We start from the raw sequence: 23,659 nt of genomic DNA, 5'->3' as shown, positions 1-23,659 counted from the left end.
AGGTCTTTTTATTTATTTCTTTGCACAAAGATGTAGTTTCCTATTAGCATAAAGATGAATACATAAATTGGTATTCCAATAAAGTAAGCATACATTGGCAATAGAGTTAAGTGACTATATGATGAATCACCAGCTTGGTTAGTGATATTTAACATGTTGATTGGATTAAATCTTAGTAGCTTGTTTGATGCAATAACCATAAACATTAAATTAGACGCGATTGAAGCTGATAAATACAAAATAATACTGATAGTAATTGATAGTCCCGATGATCTAAATATTGATGCTAAAAGGAAACATAGACTAACAATTAACCAGGTTGAGAAAAACTCACAGACAATATTGGTAAACAATGATTTCATATCAGCTGATGTAATTGCAACTCTTGTGAAAATAAAGTTAATGATAAATGTCATTATAATCGCGAGTAAGTATAAAACAACTGACTGAATAAAGACAAAAATGACCTTACTAAAGTAAATCTGAGTTCGACTAAATTCTTTAGAAATTAATAGCTTGATGGTCCCATATTTATATTCGTTTAAAAATATATTACTAGCCATGAAGATTAAGACGAAAACAATCCATAGAGTCGCATTATAATTTTCTATGAATAATGATTTGCCTTTAAAGACATTGCTATATTTCAATGACAAAATTGCCATTGATAACATAAAAAGCACTTGAATTATCATTGAAATAAACGTCGATTTTTTATGATAGTTTTTAAACATTTCTTGCTTAATAAGATACAACATTTTAACTCTCCTACTTCTCATCCAAGATTTGGATTAAATCATCTTCAAAATCATCATTAATGGTTTGAATAGATGTAAAACTAATTTGTTTGTCGTTTATCAAATCGATAATTTCTTGTAAATTAAAATCACCAACAATTGTTAAACCATTGTTGTCCAAAGAAGCTTTAATATCTTTGCCTTTAAGAATTTCTGCAGCAGAATTATTGTCTGATGTATTAACGAAAGTTTTGTTCACTTTGTTGCCAAAGAATTCCAAGTAGTTATCAAAAATTTTGGTACCCTTTTTAATGATAACAACACGGTTAATAATCTTTTCTAATTCAGCAAGAATGTGGCTGGATATTAAGAATGTAGTGCCTTCTTTGTTCAAATCAACAATTAAATCTCTAACTTCTTTGGTACTTTTAGGATCCAAGCCATTAACTGGCTCATCCAGAATTGCGAAGCTTGGGCGATTAACTAGTGCCATTGCGATTGCTAATTTTTGTTTCATCCCTAGCGAATAATTAATCGCATTTTTATTTATGTAATTTTGCATATTCAATCGATTGACTAAATAATCAATCATCTCGTTATCTTCGGTTTCAGAAAACAATTCAAGATGTTGCAATCCACTTAAGTATGGATATAACACCGGATTTTCAATTAACGAGCCAACACCTTTTAACCCATCTCTTTTGGAAACAGTAACTTCTTTGCCATTAATGCTAATTGAGCCACCATTATTATCAATCATCCCTAAAATTGATTTCATAATTGTAGTCTTACCGGCACCGTTTTCACCAACTAATCCCACAATATCGCCTTGATTAATTTCAAACGAAATATTATTTAGAATCAATCTTTTACCAATTCGTTTGTCTAAATTGTTAATCTCAACACTTTTTGTCAATTGAGTTCTCTCCAATTCTGCTATATTATATCTACATAATACATTAATTAAGAACGTATGTGAAAACGAAGTGGGGTTCATTATTTTCCTACTAGTGCTTGCTGCACTTTACCTACTGGAAGTTTACGTACTAACCGATACAAAATATTTTTGGGTTGGCGGAATTCTACCACTACTAATTGATATTCTGGTAATATTTCTAATGGTTATTTCAAAAAGTTATTCATTCCATGATTTCTCAATGGTATTTCTTGTTTTCTTTGGAACCCTTTGTATTTGGGGTTACGGTGATGATAGACACAAGAAGAAAAATGGCATTAAAAAAGATAAATAAAAGGCCTGACATTCGTCAGGCCTTTTTTATTATTCTTTTGTTTCTTTCTTTTCGTTGTTTTGTTTTAGTAGTTTCGCAAAAGTGGTCATTTGACCATATGAGTCTGCACCGTCGTTTGGCACTACTACCATATTGGTGTCTGAATTGGCTAAATTACTAAATGCTTCGATGCTTTGAGCATTGAAGTACTTGTCATCAGCACCACGTAAAGCTTCTTGAATCTTGTCGATTCTGTACTTTTCAGCATCAGCCTTGGTCTTGGTAGCTTGTGCATTAGCTTCAGCAGTCGCAACTAATGCTTCATTTTGTGCTTTAGTACGTAGTTCGACTGACTTGGCATCCCCTTCAGCACGTGAGATTTCAGCTTGGCGTTCACGATCAGCTGTAAGTTGAGTGTTCATAGCTTCTTGAATTGCCTTACTTGGAGTTAATTCATCGATATTAATACGATCAACGTTAATTCCATAGATGTCGGTTAAATCACCGATTGCATCAGCTAATTCTTTATTGATTTCCTTAGTGGAACCTAATACTTCGTTTAAATCCATACGACCAATGATATCTCTTAAATGACCACGGACTAACTGAACCATCGACATTACTGAATCGGTGTTTTCGTATTGGTACTTAACAGGTTCAGTTACGTGGTAGTTCAAACTGACACTTCCCAATACTTCAGCGTTATCTTTAGTAATCAATGAATACTTTGGTAGTAATTTTGGTTGCATTGCAAGACTAACAGTTCTAACGCGTTGAATCACTGGAATGTAGAAATGTAAACCAGAACTTAAAGTGTGGCTGTACTTTCCTAATGTTTCCACTAATCCTTCGTTATTTTGACGAATAACTTTAACTCCAAATGGCATAATCAATACCTCACTTAATTTTTTGTAAATGAAGAGTATTACCTGTGTTATTCACAACCTGGTAATCAGTTCCATCCTGATAAGTAGAATTACCGGATAAATGGTATCGATACCAAATACCCCCTACTTGAACCAACGTTTTATCAGATGAGAAGTCATCGGTAGTAACGACTCTTCCTAAAAACATTCGATGTTCTAAATTGTCAGTCATGAAAAACACCTCCCCCTTTATTCATGCCCCATTATCCCATTGTTATATTTAATAGTCGATACATTTCGTCTAAAAAACATATAAGAAAATTTAATACTAAAATGAAGTTTTTTTAGATATAATGATGACAAATAATTTAATAGAAAAGAGATAAAAATATGGAATTCGGTGAACGTATCAAAGATCAACGTGAACTTATGAATCTTTCTCAAGAAGAAGTAGCAAAACGTTTACGTGTCTCAAAAAAAGCAATTTCCAACTGGGAAGATGGCAAGAGTTATCCAGTCACCAGTACATTAATTGACATTAGTAATCTCTATAAAATACCATATGATGAATTTCTAGATGATTATCCTAGCCTAAAAGAATCCATTTCAAAGGACAAGATTAGAAATAATTTTCTAGAATTAAATTACGGTATTTATGCAATATTCTTCTTAGCATTGACCATATCACCTATGAATAATGGATTTTTATTCGAAATACTTATTGTCGGCATCATTCTTCTTAGAATAGCATGCGATTACTTCACGAAAAAATCTGGCTTATTAAAGTCGAACCATGATTTATCATTGGTAAATCGTAATAGCAGTTTACCAATTAAAATATTTTTTATTTTAGGTTGCACGATATTATTGTTTTTACTTGTATGGGGAATTTACGTCATTTTCACCGATGAAGGTAATTTTAATTTAATCTTATCTGGAATTTTCCTAGAAATAATGACATTAAGCATGTATATAATTGATAAGTTCAATATAAAATAAAAAACGTCACAATCGTGACGTTTTTTAAATAACATCAATGTCCTTTATGTTTTTCCATCTTCTTATGTTGTTTCATTTTAAAATTAATTAATTTCTTTTCTTTATTATATTCACTTTTTTTCTTCTTACTGGTCTTCTTTTCTAGCTGACTCTGTTCCTTTAAAGCTTGTTGGGCTTTGGTCCCAATGCCTTTAGACACTTCTTTTCTACTGATTCTTTGTAGTCTCTTAGGATTAATTCTTTTCTCTGAAACATTAACTTCATCAGAAGATTTTTGATAAAACTTAAATCGTGACCACTTTTTATTTATAAGATTATTTATTGAGTAGGCGGATGGTTCTGAAGTTCCTAGCGTTACCTTAGCTACTTCATAATTATCATCAAACGTATTTTCAATAATTAATCGATAAAAAGGAGGATCAAAAACTACAACCGCCTTACCTTTAACAAACTTATCGATGTTTTGACCCTCCTCTCCAATATAAATTATATTTAAATAATAAAACTATTAGAACCATATATCAACATAACTTCGAATAATTTATAAATACCAAAAAGACGCCACATAAGTGACGTCTTTTTTTTGATTAATCTTCTTTTCTTCTCTTTTTAATTACGTATACTACCAATCCAATAATAATCCATAAAATTACTGCATATGGATATAAGTTGCCAGGGAAGTCTGGGATTGGATATAGGTTAGTCCACATTGGGTAAACTAACACTAAAATTCCTAGAACTGGAATCAAAATATGTTTAATAAATGAACGCTTAATAGTATCTCTATGCTTATGGAAATATAGAATGGTTCCAAGACAAGCTAGACCATAAACTGTCAACATACTTAACACTCCGAGTGTTGAGGAGTTGGCATAAATTACTTCAGGTCCATAATGAACACCAAAAATAATATAAGCCACTGCCATAATAGCCGTTAACAACCAAATTGAACGAGTGGGACTATTTAGTTCTTCATTAAACTTGCCAAAGTATTTTGGTAGATATTTTTTAACACCCATTGCGTAAATCATGTATGCACCGGCGTTCATGATACCAAGCACGGAGCCAAAACTACTGATTAGAATGGCAAAATCCATAATCAAAGCCATTGGGCGACCCATATACATTAATGAAAGATCGTTTAATGGCGATGAAGAATGAGCGAAATCTGAGACATGGTGGATACCAAATCCGATTACTTGCATATAACTAGCAATAACAAAGAAAATTCCAGCAAAAATAATTGTAACAATAATAGATAATGGCACTGAACGTTTTGGATTCTTTGTTCTAACAGCTACAGTTGTGACACCTTCAAAACCACAGAAAGAAAGGATGGCAAATACCATTCCTTGTCCAATTCCAGATACACTACTGTGAGTTGGGACAAATGGTTGGGCACTAATGCCATCACGTCCACCTTTGGCAAAAATGATAACGGTTAGTACAACCAAAATAGCAATCGCCAAAAATTCAATTGCAATGGCTGATTTACTAGTAAGCTTTAGACCAAATGTAAGAACTAGTGCAGCTCCTAATAAAATTACAAACGCAATAATTGTATTGTTGAAATTAAAACCTAACTGAGCAAAGAATACGTGTGCAAAGTTAGTATTTGCCCCCATACATGAAACCGCCAAGTTCACATAGGCAAATGTTAGCGTCCAACCACTAACTAAGCCTAATCTTTCTCCTAAAGCTTGTTGGTTATAAGCATATACTGAACCAACGTCTGAAATATGTTTTGATAATTCCGCGAAACAGATACCTACAAAAAGTAATCCAATCGCACCAAGTAGAAACGCTAATGGTACATTAATGCCAGCAAACGGCACTGCTGGTACAGCGTTAAAAGCAATTGAACCAGTTGGAGCAACAGCTGCAACGGCTAACGCAAATGTCTCAAATTTAGTAATCTTTTTTGACTCATCTAAATCCATTATTTATTTCACTTCCTAAGTATTATGATGTGATGTATGTATTCCCCTCCAAACAAAAAAGCCGCTGATCCCATCACTATAGGTCAGCAGCTCTTCTCAGATTAATCGTATGTATCACGACGCGATTAAATAACCAGAGGAGAAGCCGCCGGTTTACAACAATCACACCTGTACATATTCATAAAATTATTCATATGTGTCTCCTCCTCCGATATATTTTCTAACGATTATATCGTATACTAAACTTTTGATTATGATAAGTCAATTATAAGCACTTAATAATTTTCTAATTCATATTATGAAGATATAAAAAAAGACCGACATTAGTCGATCTTTTAAATATTAATCGTTAACAACCGTAGCCTTGATAGTGTTTCTTTCAGCCATGTCTTTGTATGCTTGATTAATGTCTTCCAGTTTGTATTTACCAGTGAACACTTTACCTGGGTGGATGGCACCTGATAGTACGGCATCCAATAGTTCTTGTCTATCGTAAGTAGTAACTGAAGCAATACCACCAGCAAGAGCAATGTTCTTACCAAATGGGGTAACAATATCTAAGTTACCTGAGTGTGGCAAACCAACACGACCGACCTTAGCACCTGGACGAGCAACATCTAAAGCAGTTTGCGTAGATAGCTCAGTACCAACACATTCTAAAACAGCGTCTGCACCATTACCGTGAGTTAGTTCCATCACCTTTTTAACAGCTTCATCACCACGTTCGGAGATGATATCGGTAGCACCAAATTCCTTGGCTAATTTTTGTCTGTCTTCATGTCTACTCATCGCAATAATTTGCTTTGCGCCACGTAGTTTAGCAGAAATTACACCACATAGACCAACGGCACCATCACCGATAACTACAGCAGTGTCACCTTTTTGAACATCAGCAGTACGAGCTGCATGGTATCCTGTTGCCATAACATCTGATAGAGCTAATAGTGAATCTAACATTTCATCACTGTAATCTTCTGGTTTGCCAGGAACCTTAACTAATGACCATTCACCATGTTGAGCTCTTAGGTATTCAGCTTGAGCGCTTTGAGTAAAGTTATCAGAATGATTTAGACAACTTCCATCATAACCCGCTAAACAAGCCGCACAATGACCGCAACCATGGGTAAATGGTACGATTACAAAATCACCAGGTTGTAGAGTAGTGATATCTTTACCAACGGTTTCAACAACACCCAATGCTTCATGACCATTGTTGTAAGCTTTCTTTTTGTATTCGTCTAATCCACGGTATGACCATAGGTCTGATCCACAGACACAGGTACGAACTACCTTTAGGATAACGTCGTCATCTTTTTCAATCTTTGGCATGTCGACGTCTTGCACTTCGACTTTACCAGGTTCAATAAATACTGCACTTTTCATAATTGAATCCTCCATAATTTTGATAACTATAATTATTTCATATAAAGTACACTTTAAGTCAAATAATAAGACTCAAAAACATTTGATTTAATCACTTGCATCTTACGAACAAATGTTCTATTATAAATATAACATACATTTATCCATGAATTCATTTAAAAAAGACATCTTACAACGCTGCGTAAGATGTCTTTTTTATTCCCCTTCGAATCTAAGTCTAACCTGATTAACGACTAATATGGATTCTAGAACATTTAGGAATCCTTGTCCGTAGATGATGATTGTGTATCTGTGTAGATTAATCGTTAATATTACGGTTAAAATTATAATTATCAACGGGATTATTAATCCTGCTAGTGCAAAGTATTTTCCAAATCTAACATAGTAGTGTGTGCAACATAGACCCAGAAAAAAGATAAAAAATAGTGTTTCTAACATTAAGTACTTCTCTCCTCTTGTGTTACACTTTACACTCCTTATTAATGAATGTCTTTAAAAATTTTTCTCATAATTAAGAAAATTAAACAAAACATTGTTAAATCGATTTTCATGAAATACATAAAAAAGTTACAAATTAGATATTTGTATAAATAATTGGAGTAACTGTCTAATTATAATTACTTGTTGCGTTTTCTTAGTCCGTAGTAAGCAACACCTAAACCAACTGCAATTGTCGCTACACCCAATGCAATAGCTCTAGCTTGATGTGTGTTATCACCGGTTTGTGGTAATTTCTTGTTTGCTTTATTTTCAATGAAGTCAACGGGAGATTGCTTAATGTGTTTTACATTACGTGTTTTGCTTTCTTCGCCATAATTTACTGGATCATATGGTCTGCTAACTGCTTCATTATGATTAGGTGCTTGACTATGAATTGGATTTTCACTTTGACTGGAAACTACAGAATTAGCAGATGATGAAACTGTTGAATTTGATTCTGCGTTTGAACTGTGAAAAATCTGAGATGAAGAACTAGATTGCGCACTAGAGCTTTGTACAACATGACTTGATGAACTTGATTGAATCGTCGATTGTGTTGAACTAGCGACAGCAAAAGATTGTGATGATTGACTTGCAGAGCTGGATGGTGCGGCTGTAGTGGTTTTAGTATCATCGTTATTTTTAATCAATGAAACTGAGATATTTTTTACATTTTCACCATTGCTTACTAATGTTGGGAAACCATTAGTATCGTAATTATGTTCATTAGCCCAATTAAACATGTCAGTAATGTCTGACTTTCCATAATTGGTTACACCGGAAATAGATTTAGTATTAACAACATTATTAGAACTATCAACTAAATTTACAGTTAACGTATGCGTTGGTTGAACTAATTTAAAAGTGTATGTAGCTGGTTTGCTTAAATCAATATTGTCAGGAATATTATTTTCAGATGTGCTTACTCCAGGGAATTGAAGTTGTAAAATACCAATGAAGTAATCCTTACTTCTTGTAGTGTTTGCTTCTACTCCAATTTCATAATTTGCTGTGGTGACTTCATTACTGCCATATGATTTTTGAATTGGATTACCAAATTGATCCACAAAATTCAAATTCACAACTGATGATTGAACGTTTTCATCAGCATGCGCAGTATATGTAGATACTAAATATCCCGCTTGAGTTCCAGCCAATAAAGCACCAGTAATTGCTGAAACATAAACGAATTTTTTCGTATTTTTAAATAGATTTGAATCCTTATTAATCTTCATAATACAACGTCTCTTTTCTTTCTAATTTTGTGAGTACTCGTTGAGTATTATATCGATGTTTTTTTGATTATTATTAGTTCTACAGATTTTTTTACATATTCTTAAAACAGTTTTATTTAAACTAAAAAAAAGGCCCAAAAGGCCTCTTTTTTTAGACAATTAATTTATTATTATTTGTTTTTTCTTCTTAAACCAAAGAATGCAAGAACTGCACTAAGTGCGATTGTCATAACACCTAGTAAGCTTTCCTCAGATTGATTAGTCTTGTCACCAGTTTGTGGTAATTTAGCACGAACATCTTTCTTGTTAGCAGAAGAAGTTTGCTTACCTGTCTTTTTTGCATCCTTATTTACTGGGTCAATTGACTTGATTACCTTTTCATCACTCTTTGGTGATTGTGTTGAAGTTGATGATTGTGCTGAACTTTCTGATGAAGTTGAAGCAGATGATGAGACTGCTGATGAATCCGCTTCTGATTTTACATTTTCACTTGCAGAGCTTGATTGCTTAGTTGATGCACCTGATTTTTCAACCGAATTAGATGATTCGCTATCAGAAGAACTGTTTTTTTCATCATGATTTGATGCAGATGATTGTGTTGAGCTTTTTTCATTTTCATTTGAGCCGGTTTGAACTTTAGTATTTGAATCACTTTGTGTAGTATTAGTGTTTGTCTCAATCGTTGAGCTTGTTTGTTGTTGAGTAGTGTGGTTAACAACTGTTGTGGTTGGTTCAATTACAGAAATATTTACAGTAGTTTCATTATTGTCCACAGCTGATGGGAATGAATTATATCCATATTTATTTGATTGTGCCCACGTAATCAAATCATTTAAATCAGTTTGGCCGTAATTAGTCACTTGATCAACAGTTTTAGTTTGAACGATTTTATTATTTTGATCGACAAGATTAACTGTCAATTTATGGGTTGGTTGTGGTAGCTTATAAGTACGTTGGCTAGTTAAGTCAAACGTTGCTGGCATGCTTGATACATCAACGCCACTACTACGTAATGAATCGGCAATGCGTTGAGATGATACATTAGTTTCACCCTTACTAATTTGATAGTATGCGCCATAAATGCGGTTACCAAATTGGTCAACAAAAATTGTGGCAATATTGTTATCTTGAGTAGTGGTATCATCCGCATGTGCTGTATATGTAGATGCATATTGTCCAACTTGTGTTCCAGTTAATAATACCCCTGTGATTGCTGAAACATACACGAACTTTTTAGCGTTCTTGAATAATTTTGATTGCTTATCATTAAACTTCATAATACAACGTCTCTCTTCTCTATAAAATTTTAATTAATATACAATTAACTTTACTTAATTATTATATATCGTTTTTTAATTTTCTATGTATATTTGACATCAACTTTATACTTTTTTAAACTTTCACGCCATTTATAACAAAAAAAGAAGACCATATAGGCCTTCCTTTTGATAAATATAGATAAACTATCTATTCTTTCTTCTCAATCCAAAGATCCCCAACAATCCACCTATAATCATAGCGATAACGCCCATACCAGCAATAGCTTGTTGGTTAGTCTTATCACCAGTTTGTGGTAACTTATTGGCTTCTTCCTTTGTTGGAGTACCAGCATTTTTAGATGCATTCATTTCTCCAGAGTTAATTGGAGTGTTAACAACTGACTTCTTTTCATTGTTATTGTCAGCTTCTGATTTCTTTTCAGCTATTGATGATGCTACAGAAGAAGCAACATATGATTCAACTGATGATGTATTTGCTGCCTCAGAACTTTTGTTTGCTGCTTGTGATGAATTACTGGTAGCTTCACTGCTTTGACTATCATTCGAAGATTCAGTGGATTTTTCTGCACTGGATGAATTGGAGCTTGAAGCACTGGATGCTTTGCTAGATTGACTAGAGCTTGCTGCGCTTGACGATTCAGCTGATGAACTTTCTTTTGAACTATAACTGGATTCATTAGTATCAGTTTTAGTTGATGCTGCAGCTGATGATGTAGTTGTTGAAGCAATTTGTTTACCGTCATTATCATAAGATGCTGAGGTTTGCCCATGAATGGTGGTACCACTAGCACTTGAGACATTTTGCTTTGATACTTCAACATTGTATTGATCTTCATAATTGAATGGATCTGAATAACTGTAACTATATTCATTTGCGTATTGGTCAACGAAGTCCTTAATGCTGGTTGTACCAAAATCTGTTACAGTATATCCTTTTGTAGCAAGAATCGCTCCTGTGTCCTTATCAACGATATTAACCGTCAATGTATGAGTTGGTTGATTCAACGTGTAATTATATTCAGATTTACTCAAATCAATAGTATCAGGAATGTTTTTATCATTTTTAATTTGGTCTGAAAAATCATATGTCTTGTTATTATAATGCAAGGTGTATGACAAACGTGACTTCTGGAAATTATTGCTGTCACTTGAAGCAGTGATACCACCAAGTGAATTATTATTTTGATCTTGGAAATTAATCTTTGAATTATACTTGTATTGATGTTGAGACGTGTTGTCGGTTGTATCCGCCTTAACTAAATAATTACTGGATGAATTAACATATTGGGCTCCAGCAAATAATACCCCAGTCATAGCTGCGGCATAAACCCATTTCTTTGTATTATTAAACTTCATCATAATACACAGCTTCTTTCCTTTATGTTTTTTACAACTCCATTTTAGAAGCTTTTTGGACATTGTGTATAGATGAGAACGAATCTTTACTATTTTTTAAAAAAAGTTACAATTTTTCAACGAAACAAAAAAGCAGGCCCGTGTATTGGCCTGCTTTTATATCACTTGTAATTATTAACAAATTGGGTAGCTGCTTTCAAAGATTTGTTAGCTTTCTTTAAAGCTTTTACATCCTTTGCATATTTCTTCTTACTTGCTTTAGAATGACTTTTCTTTAGTTTCTTGATTTGTGAATTTAAAGATTTAATCTTTTTATTTTCACTTCTGATAATTGAAACATTTTTAAAGTACTTAGCAAGTTTTGCTACTTTTATCTTAAGTGCTTTAATTATTTTATTTTCTGAGAATAAGTTATTTTGTAACTTCTTGTATGTTGACTTCAGCTTCTTGTTAGAATGTTTTCTAACCTTTTTCTTCATTGCTTTAAGTTTTTTAGAATCACTTTTAGCCTTGCGTTTAGCTTTATTAAGACTTTTAACTGCTGCTCTATATTCAGCAATAGTTGGCTTATTGGCTGTGACTTTTTTGCTAACTTGTTTTTGCTGTTTAACTGGTTGTTGAGATGAAGTTATGTGGGAACTATTTTGTACAGAAGGTTGTGCAGTACCACCATTACTTTGCGTTGGTTGTGAAGTATTGTTTTGTGATTGTCCAGTACCACCATTACTTTGCGTTAGTTGAGAGTTATTACTTTGTGATTGTCCAGTACCACCATTACTTTGTGTTGGTTGAGAGTTATTACTTTGTGATTGTCCAGTATCACCATTACTTTGTGTTGGGTTTGAAGAGTTATTACTTTGTGATTGTCCAGTATCACCATTACCTTGTGTTGGGTTTGAAGAGTTCCCATATAGAACAGAAGGATCATAGTGGAATATATATGGACCTTTTGTTAAATCTATGTCACTCACCATATCAGTAACTGCGTCTAAATTAATTTTCAACCCATCATAATCATTCAACCCATCAATGTTCACTACATTTGAATCAGAACTGCTTACTATTACAGAATCAACGACATTATTATTCTTGTCTACAAATTTAATTGTTGTGTAATATAAATCGCCATTAGGATTAGGATTACCTTTTGAAGTGCTTTCTGATGTAAAGTTAGCATCTGGATTAGGATAATCGTAACTCATACCTCTAGGCTGATTGTCATGTAAAGTTACTTCTGCTAAAGTAACTTGAACATTAGCTGAGCTATCCTTATTGTCTATATAATCTTGATTTGGATTAATATATCCTCCATCACCTAACATATCCGGTGTGTCAATATAAACATCTGTGTGCCCATAATCAGTGACTTTTCTGGTCGTAGTCAAAGCTACATTGTTATTTTGGTCAATATAGTTAATAGTCAAAGTATGAACTGGTAAAGTAGCAGTGATATAAAATACATTCTTTTTGGTTTCATCAACATCTACTATACTTTTATAAGAATCAGGAATGGCATATCCCTGTTTTCTTAATGTATTGACAACTTCAGACATATCATATACGTCATCATTAGCGTTTTCATAAACGGATTTAATATAATTACCATTTTGATCGACTAATCTAAAAATAATCGAAGCTGAATCGTTAGGTAATTTTTCGGTATCTATAGACGGAACATAAATATTATTTTTAGTTGGATCTTCGTTTGGTGTGAACGTATCAGGAATGTTAGACACGTCATACCCTAAATCAGATAACTGAATCTTCGCATTTTTTAAACTAAATGGCTCATTAACATATCCATCAACAGGAAAGTTAAGTGTAATTTCCGAATCAGTATAATCATCGTAAAATATAATTTTAGCTTTATCGGTAGTGTGTTTAACTGGTTTGGTAAGCGTTAAAGATTGTGTCATAGAAGAAGGACGATGAATTTTGAATACATAAGGACCTTTATTAAGATCAATATAATTTGGAATAAGTCCGTTATTATTAACGTCAGTTACTTTATTTATATACTTATCAATAAAATATCCAGTATCGACAATATTATCATCGTGGTTAAATACAATATCATTTTCCATAATCTTTCCATCCATATCTTCAACTGTAACCATTGAATGATAAAGATATGATGCTGGGTTGAAATCATTATCAGAACTCGATGACTTAACAACTCCCGCAACACTGTTCTTTACGAAGTTACCTACGACATCAGCATTAATAGTATTCAAATTGTCATAATTTGAATTATGCTGTACTTTAACAGTATTATCTGGTAATGAATTATCAACTAATGACGATCCTATAATTGTGTATTTATTTGTTAACCAACCACTAACATCTGTATGTCCATAAGTGGATACACCACTTTGTAAGGAGGCAACAGGTTTATTATCTTGATCAACAAAATGAACGTTAGTAATATGTTCTGGTATATTTACCAGCAAATTATAATAGTAATCATTTCCAACCTTATCAGCGTTCCATTTTTGTTCAAAGTCATCAACTATATATGAAGGAACTATATACCCATCTTTTTTCATATCTTTCAATACCATGTCAGTATCCAATTGATCATTATTAACCTTATATTTTAAAACTTTTATATAATTACCATTTTGATCAGTAACTTTTATTTGAGCATAGGTTTGGTTATCTTTGTTATCACTGGGACTTAATTTAGCAGATGTAACATGAAGTACATCATTGTTCGTCTTAGGTGTATAACTTGTTGGGAGATTAGTTGTATCTTCACCCTCATCTTTTAAATAAGATATTTCATTGGTTAAATCGAAGGGTTTTCCCACATCAACGGTTATAGAATCTATTATTGTATTAGTAGTATCATCTTTAATATTAAGTATTGGTTGACTATTTGAGTCATCAGCGTGAACATGTACTGAGCTTACATATTGTCCCCCAACAAAAAGTGCTCCCAATACAACTGATGAATATAATGCTTTCTTCCAGTATTTTGAAAATTCCAACCCACTTATATTATGTTCTTTCATAAAAATCTCCCCTAAATATAAAAATTAGTATTTTATTAAATTATAATAAAATTATAATATAATTAATCAAATTTTAACACATCAATTACATATAATTTATTTCAATGAATATATTCACAAAAAAAGACCGACTCAGTTGAGTCGGTCTTTTACTTTAAATATTCCACTTACCGTCTACCTTTTTAAACTTAGGTGCACGGTGTTTTTTAATATCTTCTTCAGCTTCACTTACAGCTTGTTCACGAATGTCTTCTGAGTATTCGGAAATCATATCAATGAAGTCGTCGTCGGTGATATTTTGATCATTTTGGCTGTTGTATTCTTCCTTACTATTCTTTAATAGCACTTGGCCAATTTCTTCGACGTCAGCGTCACTTAAGTCTGAGTAGACAGCTACCCATAAATTATACATGTAATTAAAAACGATTTTATCGTTAAACACGTTATTGTCCCTCCTGATATGATTTTCATTATTATACCTACAATTTTACTATATTTAATAAGAAATTTATATGATATATCGTAAAATGATTAATCCAATACTGTAATTGTTCCCGTATTAGACCTAAATTGATATTGTTTATCAGGATTAATTGCCTTAGTTGCCGTTTTCACAGATGGCTTAGGTCCAGATGTTTTCACTTCTAGTCTTGCATCATCTGACTTCTTTAACTTTGTAAAAATGTTACCGATATCGGTAATAACTGAAAGATGACTTTCAATCGTTGGTCTATCTAAATTGACATCCCCCGTCGTTGTCTTAACGAACAATGATTTAAAACTACTATTATGTAAATCGACATAATCGCCACCCGAATTAATTTGACTAGCATCACCATTGAACGTACTATCACTGATTGAGACACGGTCTTCAATTCCACGCACGTGAATTGATTTAGCGTTAACGTCCTTAATTTTCACATTTCCCCATCCGGTAATATCCAATGGCAACTTGTTACTGTAGTGTTTTAATTTTAGGCTGAAACGATTATCTAGCCCGTCCACCTTTGTTAATTGATGACTGGGAACTGTAACAGTCACAAATGATAGTCGTGATAATTCACCCATTTGGAAATTGGTTGAAAAGCTACTTTCATTATTGTCTTGGCGAAGTTCTAAGGTGCCATTTTGCACCTTGTATGCCAGTGGATGGTCCTTAGAATCAGTTGATGTGATGGTAAACTTGCTACCTGATTTGATTGTTAAATTGATGTTTCCATAGGCACTAATCTTATCATATTCATTAATCGACTTAGTATATGTCTTATCCATATTACGACTAAAGAAAATGTCGGTAATGCTTTGTTCAGATTTAGCATATCCAATTGAAAAGATGATTCCTCCAGCAACGATTAGTCCTAATCCAATTAGACTAAATTTCTTCATTGTTGAGTCTCCCTTCTGCATGGACATATGTTAGGCACTTCTTGTATGTCCAGATTGTGACATGTTGAATCCAATTAGCCAATCTTTTCACTAACCATTTGGATAACGGGTATATCTCCATTGATAGGCCAAGTGAAAATAATGCAATCCCAAATACCATAATGCTTTCAAAAAAGTGACCAGTAATATTAGTAACACTCCATACAGTTGTGCATAGGAACACGATAAAAGTCAAAATTAGTACTAATACTGAGAAAAGTACCAATAAACTTGCTGCCAAAACAGCACCTAAAATAACTAAGATCAGACTAATTATGACTGGTACTAGTATCGGGCTGGCAAACAATGCCAAAATCACAATTGATGGTAATTCCCATAATTTTTGTGGCGTTGAACTATTTTGGTTGTTGATGGAAATATCAGCACGGATTTGAAGTGCTAAACGTTTTGGCGAGCCCAATTCCTTCACACATTCATCGTATGTAACTAAGTTCCCATCTATTAAGTAATCAGTGTAGTAGCTGATAGCGTCTGTCGCGTCTTTTTCGCTAAGTTTCTTTAAATGTTGAGTCAGTTCCTCTATATACTGATTCAATTTTATTCCCCCATTAAATCATCGATTCCGTTTTTAAACGTCATCCATTCTGTCTTTACTTCTTCTAGCTGTGTCTTCCCTGCTTCAGTAATTCTGTAGTATCTACGATTGCGGCCTTCAAAAGATTCGTCGTATGTATCAACCAATCCTTCTGATTTTAAGCGGCGCATGACTGGATACATTGTTGAATTCGAAACATTAATAGATTGTTGAACTCGTTTAGTGAGTTCATATCCATACATCTCTTCTTGTTCCAATAGACCCAAGACACAACCATCTAATAGCTTTGTTGCTACTTTAATGGTCATCTGAACATCTCCAGTTATATTTCAAATCATATTATATGACATATAATATTATAGAGAAATAAAAAAAGCAACCAAATATTTAATCAGGTTGCTCTTTTGTTAATATTGCGCAAAATATTTATTATATTTAAAATGCTTAATCTTCTTATTATAGTACTTTTTAGCTAATTTATCATTTCTGTATGCTATATTTGTAACTCTGAACTTACTGTCAGCAAGAACTACTACATGATGACCCTTGTACTTACTGTATGTGTAGTATAAAGTAGGTGTTACTGATTTCTTTTCTCCCCAATATTTATCAAAGTACCAAGTACGATTATTCTTTTTTACATATCCAGCATAAACTGGAATTTTCCAGCCCAATAGAGATGCTTTGACCTTCTTATCACGGATGTTATGCAATACATTTGTTGCTTGTCTTGTTGTACTATACAAACTATATCCACTATTACGGTTCTTAGTATATTTTAAGTAACGTCCACCCCATTGACCATCCCATTTTGTTCTCATATACCAAGATCCACGAATGAATTTTGGATAACTTGAAATATAGTGAACCTTCGTTGATGCCTCAGCATTAGTAGAAAAACTAATAGTAATAAATGCAAGTACAGCCATTAATAATAGCTTAATAGTATTTTTCACTCTCATGAAATAACCCTCTCCTTTTAATTCATTTGAAACATTTATGATTATATAATTGTTTTTTAATAAAGTCGACTGAAAAGAGCAACCAGATATTTAATCTAGTTGCTCTTTCATTTACATATTACTCATCTTATTTTGTTTAATACTCATATTTTCACTGTTAACTCTGACTTCATTACCATCATGGAAAAATTGTCCAGTCATTGTAATCTTGCCACCTAAAATATAGATTTCAAAAACAGTGTTATCTAAATAAAAATCAATTGATGATGCTTCACCCTTGAATGTACGAATTGAAACGTCTTCGCCAACATTTTTGCGTTTCAATGCCCATTCTTGGTCACTTTCATCGTATGACAAACGAAGATAACTATCTTCTGATTCTAAGTTCACATTGAAGTGTTCATCAAATGGAGCAGCCTCAATGTGTTTTTGCAAATCAGTATCACTTGCTTCGTCTTCTTGAATCAATTGTTTGAATTCTTGAACCGGACGTTGGGTTAAATCACCGTTTTCAATGTGCAATTCCCTTACCATTGAAAGTTCACCTTCCCACCCCTCTGGATCTGATAGGTATTCGGTGTCTGGTAATCCCACCCATCCGACTGATAGCAGACGACCATCAGGAGCATTCAATACTTGGGTAGCATAATAATCAAATCCTTCATCCAATTGTTTCATTTCTGAAGGATTAATTAACTTCATTTCTTCAAAGTCTAAATCATCCGCAACAATATATGCATTTGGATGAACGTTGTCGTAATGGAATTCGTGTTTATCAGCACCTTGTGGACAGAATATAACAACGACCTTTCCATCGATGAAACCAACATTTGGGCATTCGGCCATATATCCAAGGTTGTCAGTTCCTAAATCTAACTTCTTGTATAATTCCCAACCATCATCAACTTTTTTAGTCCGATAAGTTAAGATTTCACCATTATTATCAACGGTTTGGGCTCCTAAGAAGGCATAATAGTATTCACCGTGTTTGATTACTTGTGGGTCTCTAAAGTGACCAGTAACTCCAGCCGGTTCACTTTCAATTAATGGATGGTCTAGTTTTGAAATATTATTATCTGAATCCATCCAAGCACCTAGTTGGTATGGATGTCTAGCCATCTCTTCACCCTCAAAAGTATTTCCGGTGTACATCAAGAAAAGCTTATCGTCGACATTAATAGCACTTCCTGAATAACAACCATTTCGATCGGAGTATAAGTCTGGCACCATTGGCTTGTCGACACGCTTCCAGTGCACTAAATCATTTGAAACCATGTGCTGCCAGCTCTTTAGTCCGTGGACAGCACCATATGGAAACGCTTGATAAAACAAGTGCCATTGGTTATTGAAGTATGAAAAGCCATTGGGGTCATTCAACAAACCGGTCTTAGTGGTAATGTGGTATCCGGGTCTCCAGTGTGATTTCGCAATCTTTGTTTCTAATTCTTTTAATACTTTGGGGTCCCAATCCTTATAGAGTCGACCTAATCGATCAATATTCCAATACTTAGTATCCATTTTTTCTAGCCTCACTTTTTCTTATTTATTTGTGCATAATTGTAGCAGTTTTAAAGTGCAAATGAAACCGTTTACATTATCTTTATAAAATCTTTAAAAAGACTGTCATCATAGTTATATACCCATGGTAATCCATATTTCAATTCTTAACCTTTTTTTAATCATTTTTTACTTGTATTTAGTAAAATCGGGTCCATAATAAAAATTGGGAGCGCATACAAAAACTAATACTCCCCATAGAAAAAGGTTAAAGGAGATTCAAATATGAAATTTGGTAGCATTGAAGCAGGCGGAACAAAATTTGTTTGTGCCGTAGGTAATGAAAACTATGAAATTCTTGATAGCGTGAGAATTCCTACCACCACTCCTGATGAAACATTAAGCAAATGTATTGAATACTTTGAAAAATTTGACGATTTAACAGCCATGAGTATTGCGTCATTTGGTCCCATCGAAGTGCGCACAGACTCACCAAAATATGGTTATATAACAGATACACCAAAACCAAACTGGTCCAACACTAACTTCTTAGGAACAATGAAGAAACACTTCGACATTCCAATTTTTTGGACTACTGATGTTAATGGATCTGCTTACGGTGAATACATTACATCAATTAGAAATCATAATCCATTACAAACACTGGTATACTATACATTCGGTACTGGTGTTGGAGCCGGAATTATCAATGAAGGTTCATTCATTGGTTCACTAGGTCACCCTGAAGCTGGACATATTTATCTAAAACGTCACCCAGACGACTTAGATTTCAAGGGACTATGTCCATATCACCACAGCTGTCTAGAAGGTCTAGCAGCTGGTCCTACTTTTGACGTTCGTTGTGGAAAGAAAGGTAAAGATGTTCCTATGGATGATCCTGTATGGGACATCATGGCTTACTATATTGCTCAAGCGGTAATGCAAGCTACCTTATTCATTCGTCCACAAAAAGTTATCCTAGGTGGTGGAGTGATTTCAGCACCAGTCATCAAAAAGGTTCGTGAACAATTCAAAGAAATGTTTAACGACTACGTTGATGTTGGTGACTTAGACTACTACATCACTATGCCTGCATGTGAAGACAACGGTTCAGCTACAATCGGTAACTTCGCATTAGCATCAAGACAATACTACAAAGAAAACATCGTTAAGATTGATTAATCGATGGAGGAACATAAAATGAAACGAGTAGAATTAGACACAAAGGGATTAAAATCCTTTGTTCAATCAAATGAATTAAAGGAAATCGCACCAATGGTACAAACCGCTCGTGACTTACTAGTTCACGGAACCGGTGTTGAAGCCAAAATGGGTGACTGGGTAAATCTACCCGAAGAATTTGATCAAGTAGAATTTGACCGCATTAAGGATGCCGCTAGAGACATTCAAGAAAACTCTGACGTATTAGTGGTAATCGGTATTGGTGGTTCTTACCTAGGTGCCAAAATGGCTCTAGATTTTCTACACGGAAGTTTCTTCAACCTTGAAGGTACTGATAAACACCCTAAAATTTTCTTCGCAGGTAACACTATTAGTCCTGCATACACTGCCGACTTACTACGTGTAATCGGTGACCGTGACTTCTCAGTTAACGTTATTTCTAAATCAGGTACCACTACTGAACCAGCAATGGCATTTAGAATCTTCAAAGAAAAGTTAGTTGAAAAATACGGTGAAAAAGAAGCTAACAAGCGTATTTATGTAACTACTGATGCTAAAAAAGGTGCTTTACACGACGAAGCAATTGATCAGGGCTACACTGGTTTTGTAATTCCTGATGGAATCGGTGGAAGATACTCTGTACTAACTCCTGTTGGCCTTCTTCCAATCGCTGCATCGGGAGCTAACATCGATGACTTAATGGATGGTGCACATGAAGCTCAAGTCGAATTAAAGGATGCTCCTTTATATGAAAACGATTCACTTCTATATGCAGCATACAGAAACATCTTGTACCGTAAGGGATACACTAACGAAATCCTCGAAAGTTACGAACCCCATCTTCGTTTCTTAGCTGAATGGTGGAAACAACTTGCTGGTGAAACTGAAGGAAAGAACTACAAAGGTATCTACCCTAGTTCAGCTATCTTCAGTACTGACTTACACTCATTAGGCCAATACATCCAAGAAGGTATGCGTAACCTAATGGAAACAGTTGTTGAAATCAAACAACCTGCTTCTAACTTAGGAATTCCTAACAACGAAAAAAACTTAGATGGCCTAAAGTATCTGGAAAACACTACAATGGACGAAGTTAACAAGACTGCTAGAGAAGCCGTAGTTATCGCTCACACAAATGGTGGTGTACCAAACATGTTGGTAAATGCTGAAGACAACAGTGAAGCTACTTTAGGTTACTTAATCTACTTCTTCGAATTTGCGATTGCGGTATCAGGATACCTAAATGGTATCAACCCATTCAACCAACCAGGTGTTGAAGACTACAAGCAAAACATGTTTGCCCTACTTGGTAAACCAGGATACGAAGAAAGACGTAAGGAAATTAAAGAACAAGATAACGAAAAATTTCACTAAAAAGAGGCGTTGAATATGTTATTAGGAAGTCTCTGTACCACTGATAATAACCAAATGGTTTGTGCCGTTGGTGACGGTAAGTGCAACATTTCAGACTGGATCGTAATTGATTTAACTGAACCTCAAGAAACTTTGAAAAAAGCTATTGATTACTTTAAAGGTTTTGATGATTTAGCTGCAATTGGTATCTCATCATTCGGTCCTTTGGAACTTCGTACTTACTCTTCTCAATACGGTTATATTAAGGAATCATCCCGTCCTAACTGGCAAAATATTAACCTATTAGGCACATTTAAGCATCATTTCAATATTCCAATCTCATTTACAACTGATGTTAATAGTCGTGCATATGGCGAATATATTAGCTCAATTCTAAACGATAAACCAATTTTGAGTCTGGCATACATCACTATCAGCGATGGCGTCGGTGTCGGAATTGTAAACGATGGAAAGTTCGTTGGACACATGGGAAGTCCTGAAATTGGTCATATCATCCCCCAAAGAGATATTAACGACCAAGACTTTAAAGGAACCTGTCCATATCAAGGTGACTGCCTAGAAGGTCTTGTATCATCTAAAGCAATTGAAGCCAGAACGCATAAGCGTCCACAAGAAATCTCAATGTTTAACCCCCTATGGGATACTGTGGCGTTCTACATCGCACAATCTGTAATTCAAACCACCGTTTTCATCAGACCACAAAAGGTTATCTTGGGCGGTAGTATCTTAAACGAAATAGAATTAGGTAAAATTAAGGAACAATTCAAGAAACTATTTGATGGCTACCTTGATGTTGGTGATATCGATAAATACATCACCCTTCCTAGTCAAGATGCTGACAAGTTATCAATTATTGGTAACCTCGCTTTAGCAAAACAACAATTCTACTCAGAAGACATTAGATAAATAAAAAAGACGCCGATTGGCGTCTTTTTTATTTATTTTCTCCGTCGCGTTCGTTTCTACGTTCTTCTGACTTACGACGTGCTTCGTCAAAACTGTCTTTAGCCTTACCGAAGAAGTTTTGAGCCTTACCCTTTATTTCATCTAATTTACTACCTGTTGCTTTACCTTTTAATTCAGTTGCTTTACCAACCACTTTATCTTTTGCGTTTTCTAAACTCATAATATCACCTCAAGATATTTATTGGATAAATTACTTTATCTGACATTATAATAAAACATTTTTACTGTAATGGCGGTAAAGTTTTTACTAAGATTATGTTACAAATTTAGAATTGGTAAAATGATTTGTATAAAGATATAATGATGATAAATATTCCGGAGGAAATAATATGAGAATTCTAGTTATCCAAGGTCATCCAGATGCAGCTTCCTTTTCACATGGTAATGCATTGAACTATGTGAATCACGCCAAATCATTAGGCCATGAGGTTGAATTAATAGACCTAAGTAATACCACATTCGATCCTGTCTTACGTTATGGTTACAGACAACACATGGAAGATGAAACTTTTCCCAAACATGTCCAAGAATTGGTAAAGAATGCTGACCACATAACATTCTTCTTCCCAATTTGGTGGTCTGCTGAACCTTCTGTACTAAAGGGACTGTTTGACCGCGTTTTCACACCTAAATTTGCTTATATTTATCATCCAAATGGTAAGCGCGAAAAATTACTAACAGGTAAAACGGCTAGTGTATTCACAACAAGCCACGGACCTGCTTTTTTCTACAAAATGTTTGGTAACGTCTTATTCAGATGGAAGTACCTATTATTGGGATACTGTGGAATTAAAACCACCCACTGCTTTGATTTAGGAAACATGGAAGACCAGCAGGATACTCTTGAACGCCGTCAAAAATACATTCAAAAATGTGCTAATACAATTAAATAATATTCGGAGGTTTTCCAATGAAAAACATCTACACAATCTTGATGATTGTCCTACTATTAATCAATTTAGCGCTAATTAGTAACGATATTTTGCCACACACCACTGTCGGCACTATCTTTCATTCAGTCGTAATTATCGCTTTATTCGTCACAGTTATCATGTGGATTAAAAATCGCCATCGCAAATAAAAAAGGTCGCTCGATTGAGCGTGAACTGAACCCCTTGAGTTGGAGAAATCTAACCTAAGGGGTTCTTTTATGTTTTCTAAAGAATTAAAATTAGCTG

The 23,659-nt window shown here is 34.1% G+C and carries 25 protein-coding genes; 7 read left to right on the top strand and 18 right to left on the bottom strand.

Going from position 1 to position 23,659, the window contains the following annotated elements; all coding sequences use genetic code 11:
- Window positions 1-8: 8 nt before the first annotated feature.
- A complete protein-coding gene (locus tag FD688_RS01395; protein WP_054604509.1) occupies window positions 9-758 on the bottom strand; it encodes an ABC transporter permease in 750 nt (249 codons plus the stop codon).
- 10 nt (window positions 759-768) lie between these two features.
- A complete protein-coding gene (locus FD688_RS01390; RefSeq protein WP_190242862.1) occupies window positions 769-1,653 on the bottom strand; it encodes an ABC transporter ATP-binding protein in 885 nt (294 codons plus the stop codon).
- 70 nt (window positions 1,654-1,723) lie between these two features.
- On the opposite strand from FD688_RS01390, the gene FD688_RS01385 reads away from it, so the two are divergent.
- Window positions 1,724-1,987: a hypothetical protein gene (locus tag FD688_RS01385; RefSeq protein ID WP_138741504.1), complete on the top strand. Its 264-nt coding sequence runs from the start codon at window positions 1,724-1,726 to the stop codon at window positions 1,985-1,987.
- A gap of 29 nt (window positions 1,988-2,016) precedes the next feature.
- On the opposite strand, the gene FD688_RS01380 is transcribed toward FD688_RS01385, so the two are convergent.
- Together FD688_RS01380 and FD688_RS01375 are read right to left on the bottom strand one after the other, a co-directional pair.
- On the bottom strand, window positions 2,017-2,853 hold the full coding sequence (locus tag FD688_RS01380; protein WP_053795030.1) for an SPFH domain-containing protein: 837 nt from the start codon (window positions 2,851-2,853) through the stop codon (window positions 2,017-2,019).
- A gap of 10 nt (window positions 2,854-2,863) precedes the next feature.
- Window positions 2,864-3,064, bottom strand: coding sequence for a hypothetical protein (locus tag FD688_RS01375; protein ID WP_138741503.1), 201 nt, complete (start codon window positions 3,062-3,064; stop codon window positions 2,864-2,866).
- 158 nt (window positions 3,065-3,222) lie between these two features.
- Between FD688_RS01375 and FD688_RS01370 the strand changes: the two genes are divergently transcribed.
- Window positions 3,223-3,831: a helix-turn-helix domain-containing protein gene (locus FD688_RS01370; protein WP_138741502.1), complete on the top strand. Its 609-nt coding sequence runs from the start codon at window positions 3,223-3,225 to the stop codon at window positions 3,829-3,831.
- A 34-nt stretch (window positions 3,832-3,865) separates the two neighbouring features.
- On the opposite strand, the gene FD688_RS01365 is transcribed toward FD688_RS01370, so the two are convergent.
- From FD688_RS01365 to FD688_RS01305, 13 genes are all read right to left on the bottom strand, one after another.
- The gene (locus tag FD688_RS01365; protein ID WP_225426086.1) at window positions 3,866-4,291 is read right to left on the bottom strand and encodes a YjdF family protein; all 426 of its coding nucleotides are present in this window, start codon (window positions 4,289-4,291) and stop codon (window positions 3,866-3,868) included.
- Window positions 4,292-4,418: 127 nt separating this feature from the next.
- Window positions 4,419-5,771: an APC family permease gene (locus FD688_RS01360; RefSeq protein ID WP_138741500.1), complete on the bottom strand. Its 1,353-nt coding sequence runs from the start codon at window positions 5,769-5,771 to the stop codon at window positions 4,419-4,421.
- A 342-nt stretch (window positions 5,772-6,113) separates the two neighbouring features.
- On the bottom strand, window positions 6,114-7,154 hold the full coding sequence (locus tag FD688_RS01355; protein WP_138741499.1) for a zinc-dependent alcohol dehydrogenase family protein: 1,041 nt from the start codon (window positions 7,152-7,154) through the stop codon (window positions 6,114-6,116).
- Window positions 7,155-7,771: 617 nt separating this feature from the next.
- Window positions 7,772-8,869, bottom strand: a complete 1,098-nt coding sequence (locus FD688_RS01350; RefSeq protein WP_138741498.1) for an LPXTG cell wall anchor domain-containing protein — start codon at window positions 8,867-8,869, stop codon at window positions 7,772-7,774.
- 170 nt (window positions 8,870-9,039) lie between these two features.
- Window positions 9,040-10,146 (bottom strand): LPXTG cell wall anchor domain-containing protein, encoded by a 1,107-nt coding sequence (locus tag FD688_RS01345; RefSeq protein ID WP_138741497.1) that lies wholly within the window; start codon window positions 10,144-10,146, stop codon window positions 9,040-9,042.
- Between the two features lie 186 nt (window positions 10,147-10,332).
- A complete protein-coding gene (locus FD688_RS01340; protein WP_190242861.1) occupies window positions 10,333-11,508 on the bottom strand; it encodes an LPXTG cell wall anchor domain-containing protein in 1,176 nt (391 codons plus the stop codon).
- Between the two features lie 158 nt (window positions 11,509-11,666).
- Complete coding sequence (locus FD688_RS01335; RefSeq protein ID WP_138741495.1) at window positions 11,667-14,519, bottom strand: nucleoporin; 2,853 nt, start codon at window positions 14,517-14,519, stop codon at window positions 11,667-11,669.
- A gap of 154 nt (window positions 14,520-14,673) precedes the next feature.
- On the bottom strand, window positions 14,674-14,961 hold the full coding sequence (locus FD688_RS01330; protein WP_034530871.1) for a hypothetical protein: 288 nt from the start codon (window positions 14,959-14,961) through the stop codon (window positions 14,674-14,676).
- Between the two features lie 89 nt (window positions 14,962-15,050).
- Entirely contained in the window at window positions 15,051-15,905 is an 855-nt protein-coding gene (locus FD688_RS01325) for a DUF4097 family beta strand repeat-containing protein (RefSeq protein WP_190242860.1), read from the bottom strand.
- Entirely contained in the window at window positions 15,892-16,500 is a 609-nt protein-coding gene (locus FD688_RS01320) for a DUF1700 domain-containing protein (protein ID WP_190242859.1), read from the bottom strand. Before FD688_RS01320 ends, FD688_RS01325 begins: the two co-directional genes overlap by 14 nt.
- 2 nt (window positions 16,501-16,502) lie before the next feature.
- Window positions 16,503-16,808, bottom strand: a complete 306-nt coding sequence (locus FD688_RS01315) for a PadR family transcriptional regulator (RefSeq protein WP_138741492.1) — start codon at window positions 16,806-16,808, stop codon at window positions 16,503-16,505.
- Window positions 16,809-16,907: 99 nt separating this feature from the next.
- A complete protein-coding gene (locus FD688_RS01310) occupies window positions 16,908-17,462 on the bottom strand; it encodes a hypothetical protein (RefSeq protein WP_138741491.1) in 555 nt (184 codons plus the stop codon).
- Window positions 17,463-17,573: 111 nt separating this feature from the next.
- Window positions 17,574-18,980, bottom strand: a complete 1,407-nt coding sequence (locus FD688_RS01305; protein ID WP_138741490.1) for a sucrose-6-phosphate hydrolase — start codon at window positions 18,978-18,980, stop codon at window positions 17,574-17,576.
- A 264-nt stretch (window positions 18,981-19,244) separates the two neighbouring features.
- Between FD688_RS01305 and scrK the strand changes: the two genes are divergently transcribed.
- The 3 genes from scrK to FD688_RS01290 are packed head-to-tail and all read left to right on the top strand — an operon-like array spanning window position 19,245 to window position 22,421.
- Window positions 19,245-20,141 (top strand): fructokinase ScrK, encoded by an 897-nt coding sequence (gene scrK / locus FD688_RS01300; RefSeq protein WP_138741489.1) that lies wholly within the window; start codon window positions 19,245-19,247, stop codon window positions 20,139-20,141.
- 18 nt (window positions 20,142-20,159) lie between these two features.
- Window positions 20,160-21,515 carry a glucose-6-phosphate isomerase gene (locus tag FD688_RS01295; protein WP_138741488.1) on the top strand — a complete coding sequence of 452 codons (1,356 nt, stop codon included), beginning with the start codon at window positions 20,160-20,162 and terminating at the stop codon, window positions 21,513-21,515.
- A gap of 15 nt (window positions 21,516-21,530) precedes the next feature.
- Window positions 21,531-22,421 carry an ROK family protein gene (locus FD688_RS01290; RefSeq protein ID WP_138741487.1) on the top strand — a complete coding sequence of 297 codons (891 nt, stop codon included), beginning with the start codon at window positions 21,531-21,533 and terminating at the stop codon, window positions 22,419-22,421.
- 28 nt (window positions 22,422-22,449) lie between these two features.
- On the opposite strand, the gene FD688_RS01285 is transcribed toward FD688_RS01290, so the two are convergent.
- Window positions 22,450-22,641 (bottom strand): CsbD family protein, encoded by a 192-nt coding sequence (locus tag FD688_RS01285; RefSeq protein ID WP_138741486.1) that lies wholly within the window; start codon window positions 22,639-22,641, stop codon window positions 22,450-22,452.
- Window positions 22,642-22,810: 169 nt separating this feature from the next.
- Here FD688_RS01285 and FD688_RS01280 point away from each other — a divergent pair, with 169 nt between their 5' ends.
- A complete protein-coding gene (locus FD688_RS01280; protein WP_138741485.1) occupies window positions 22,811-23,374 on the top strand; it encodes an NAD(P)H-dependent oxidoreductase in 564 nt (187 codons plus the stop codon).
- A gap of 17 nt (window positions 23,375-23,391) precedes the next feature.
- Entirely contained in the window at window positions 23,392-23,562 is a 171-nt protein-coding gene (locus tag FD688_RS07345) for a hypothetical protein (RefSeq protein ID WP_190242858.1), read from the top strand.
- The last annotated feature ends 97 nt before the right edge of the window (window positions 23,563-23,659 follow it).

Origin of the sequence: Apilactobacillus kunkeei, assembly GCF_005930975.1 — a bacterium.
GTDB lineage: Bacteria > Bacillota > Bacilli > Lactobacillales > Lactobacillaceae > Apilactobacillus > Apilactobacillus kunkeei_E.
Note: the sequence above shows the minus strand (reverse complement) of the source record. Positions and strands in the feature narration are given on the sequence as shown.

Coding starts and splice junctions, on each gene's coding strand:
- FD688_RS01395 (WP_054604509.1), bottom strand. CDS start 758: ATGTTGTATCTTATTAAGCAAGAAATGTTTAAAAACTATCATAAAAAA.
- FD688_RS01380 (WP_053795030.1), bottom strand. CDS start 2,853: ATGCCATTTGGAGTTAAAGTTATTCGTCAAAATAACGAAGGATTAGTG.
- FD688_RS01375 (WP_138741503.1), bottom strand. CDS start 3,064: ATGACTGACAATTTAGAACATCGAATGTTTTTAGGAAGAGTCGTTACT.
- FD688_RS01370 (WP_138741502.1), top strand. CDS start 3,223: ATGGAATTCGGTGAACGTATCAAAGATCAACGTGAACTTATGAATCTT.
- FD688_RS01360 (WP_138741500.1), bottom strand. CDS start 5,771: ATGGATTTAGATGAGTCAAAAAAGATTACTAAATTTGAGACATTTGCG.
- FD688_RS01355 (WP_138741499.1), bottom strand. CDS start 7,154: ATGAAAAGTGCAGTATTTATTGAACCTGGTAAAGTCGAAGTGCAAGAC.
- FD688_RS01350 (WP_138741498.1), bottom strand. CDS start 8,869: ATGAAGATTAATAAGGATTCAAATCTATTTAAAAATACGAAAAAATTC.
- FD688_RS01345 (WP_138741497.1), bottom strand. CDS start 10,146: ATGAAGTTTAATGATAAGCAATCAAAATTATTCAAGAACGCTAAAAAG.
- FD688_RS01340 (WP_190242861.1), bottom strand. CDS start 11,508: ATGATGAAGTTTAATAATACAAAGAAATGGGTTTATGCCGCAGCTATG.
- FD688_RS01335 (WP_138741495.1), bottom strand. CDS start 14,519: ATGAAAGAACATAATATAAGTGGGTTGGAATTTTCAAAATACTGGAAG.
- FD688_RS01325 (WP_190242860.1), bottom strand. CDS start 15,905: ATGAAGAAATTTAGTCTAATTGGATTAGGACTAATCGTTGCTGGAGGA.
- FD688_RS01315 (WP_138741492.1), bottom strand. CDS start 16,808: ATGACCATTAAAGTAGCAACAAAGCTATTAGATGGTTGTGTCTTGGGT.
- FD688_RS01310 (WP_138741491.1), bottom strand. CDS start 17,462: ATGAGAGTGAAAAATACTATTAAGCTATTATTAATGGCTGTACTTGCA.
- FD688_RS01305 (WP_138741490.1), bottom strand. CDS start 18,980: ATGGATACTAAGTATTGGAATATTGATCGATTAGGTCGACTCTATAAG.
- scrK (WP_138741489.1), top strand. CDS start 19,245: ATGAAATTTGGTAGCATTGAAGCAGGCGGAACAAAATTTGTTTGTGCC.
- FD688_RS01295 (WP_138741488.1), top strand. CDS start 20,160: ATGAAACGAGTAGAATTAGACACAAAGGGATTAAAATCCTTTGTTCAA.
- FD688_RS01290 (WP_138741487.1), top strand. CDS start 21,531: ATGTTATTAGGAAGTCTCTGTACCACTGATAATAACCAAATGGTTTGT.
- FD688_RS01285 (WP_138741486.1), bottom strand. CDS start 22,641: ATGAGTTTAGAAAACGCAAAAGATAAAGTGGTTGGTAAAGCAACTGAA.
- FD688_RS01280 (WP_138741485.1), top strand. CDS start 22,811: ATGAGAATTCTAGTTATCCAAGGTCATCCAGATGCAGCTTCCTTTTCA.
- FD688_RS07345 (WP_190242858.1), top strand. CDS start 23,392: ATGAAAAACATCTACACAATCTTGATGATTGTCCTACTATTAATCAAT.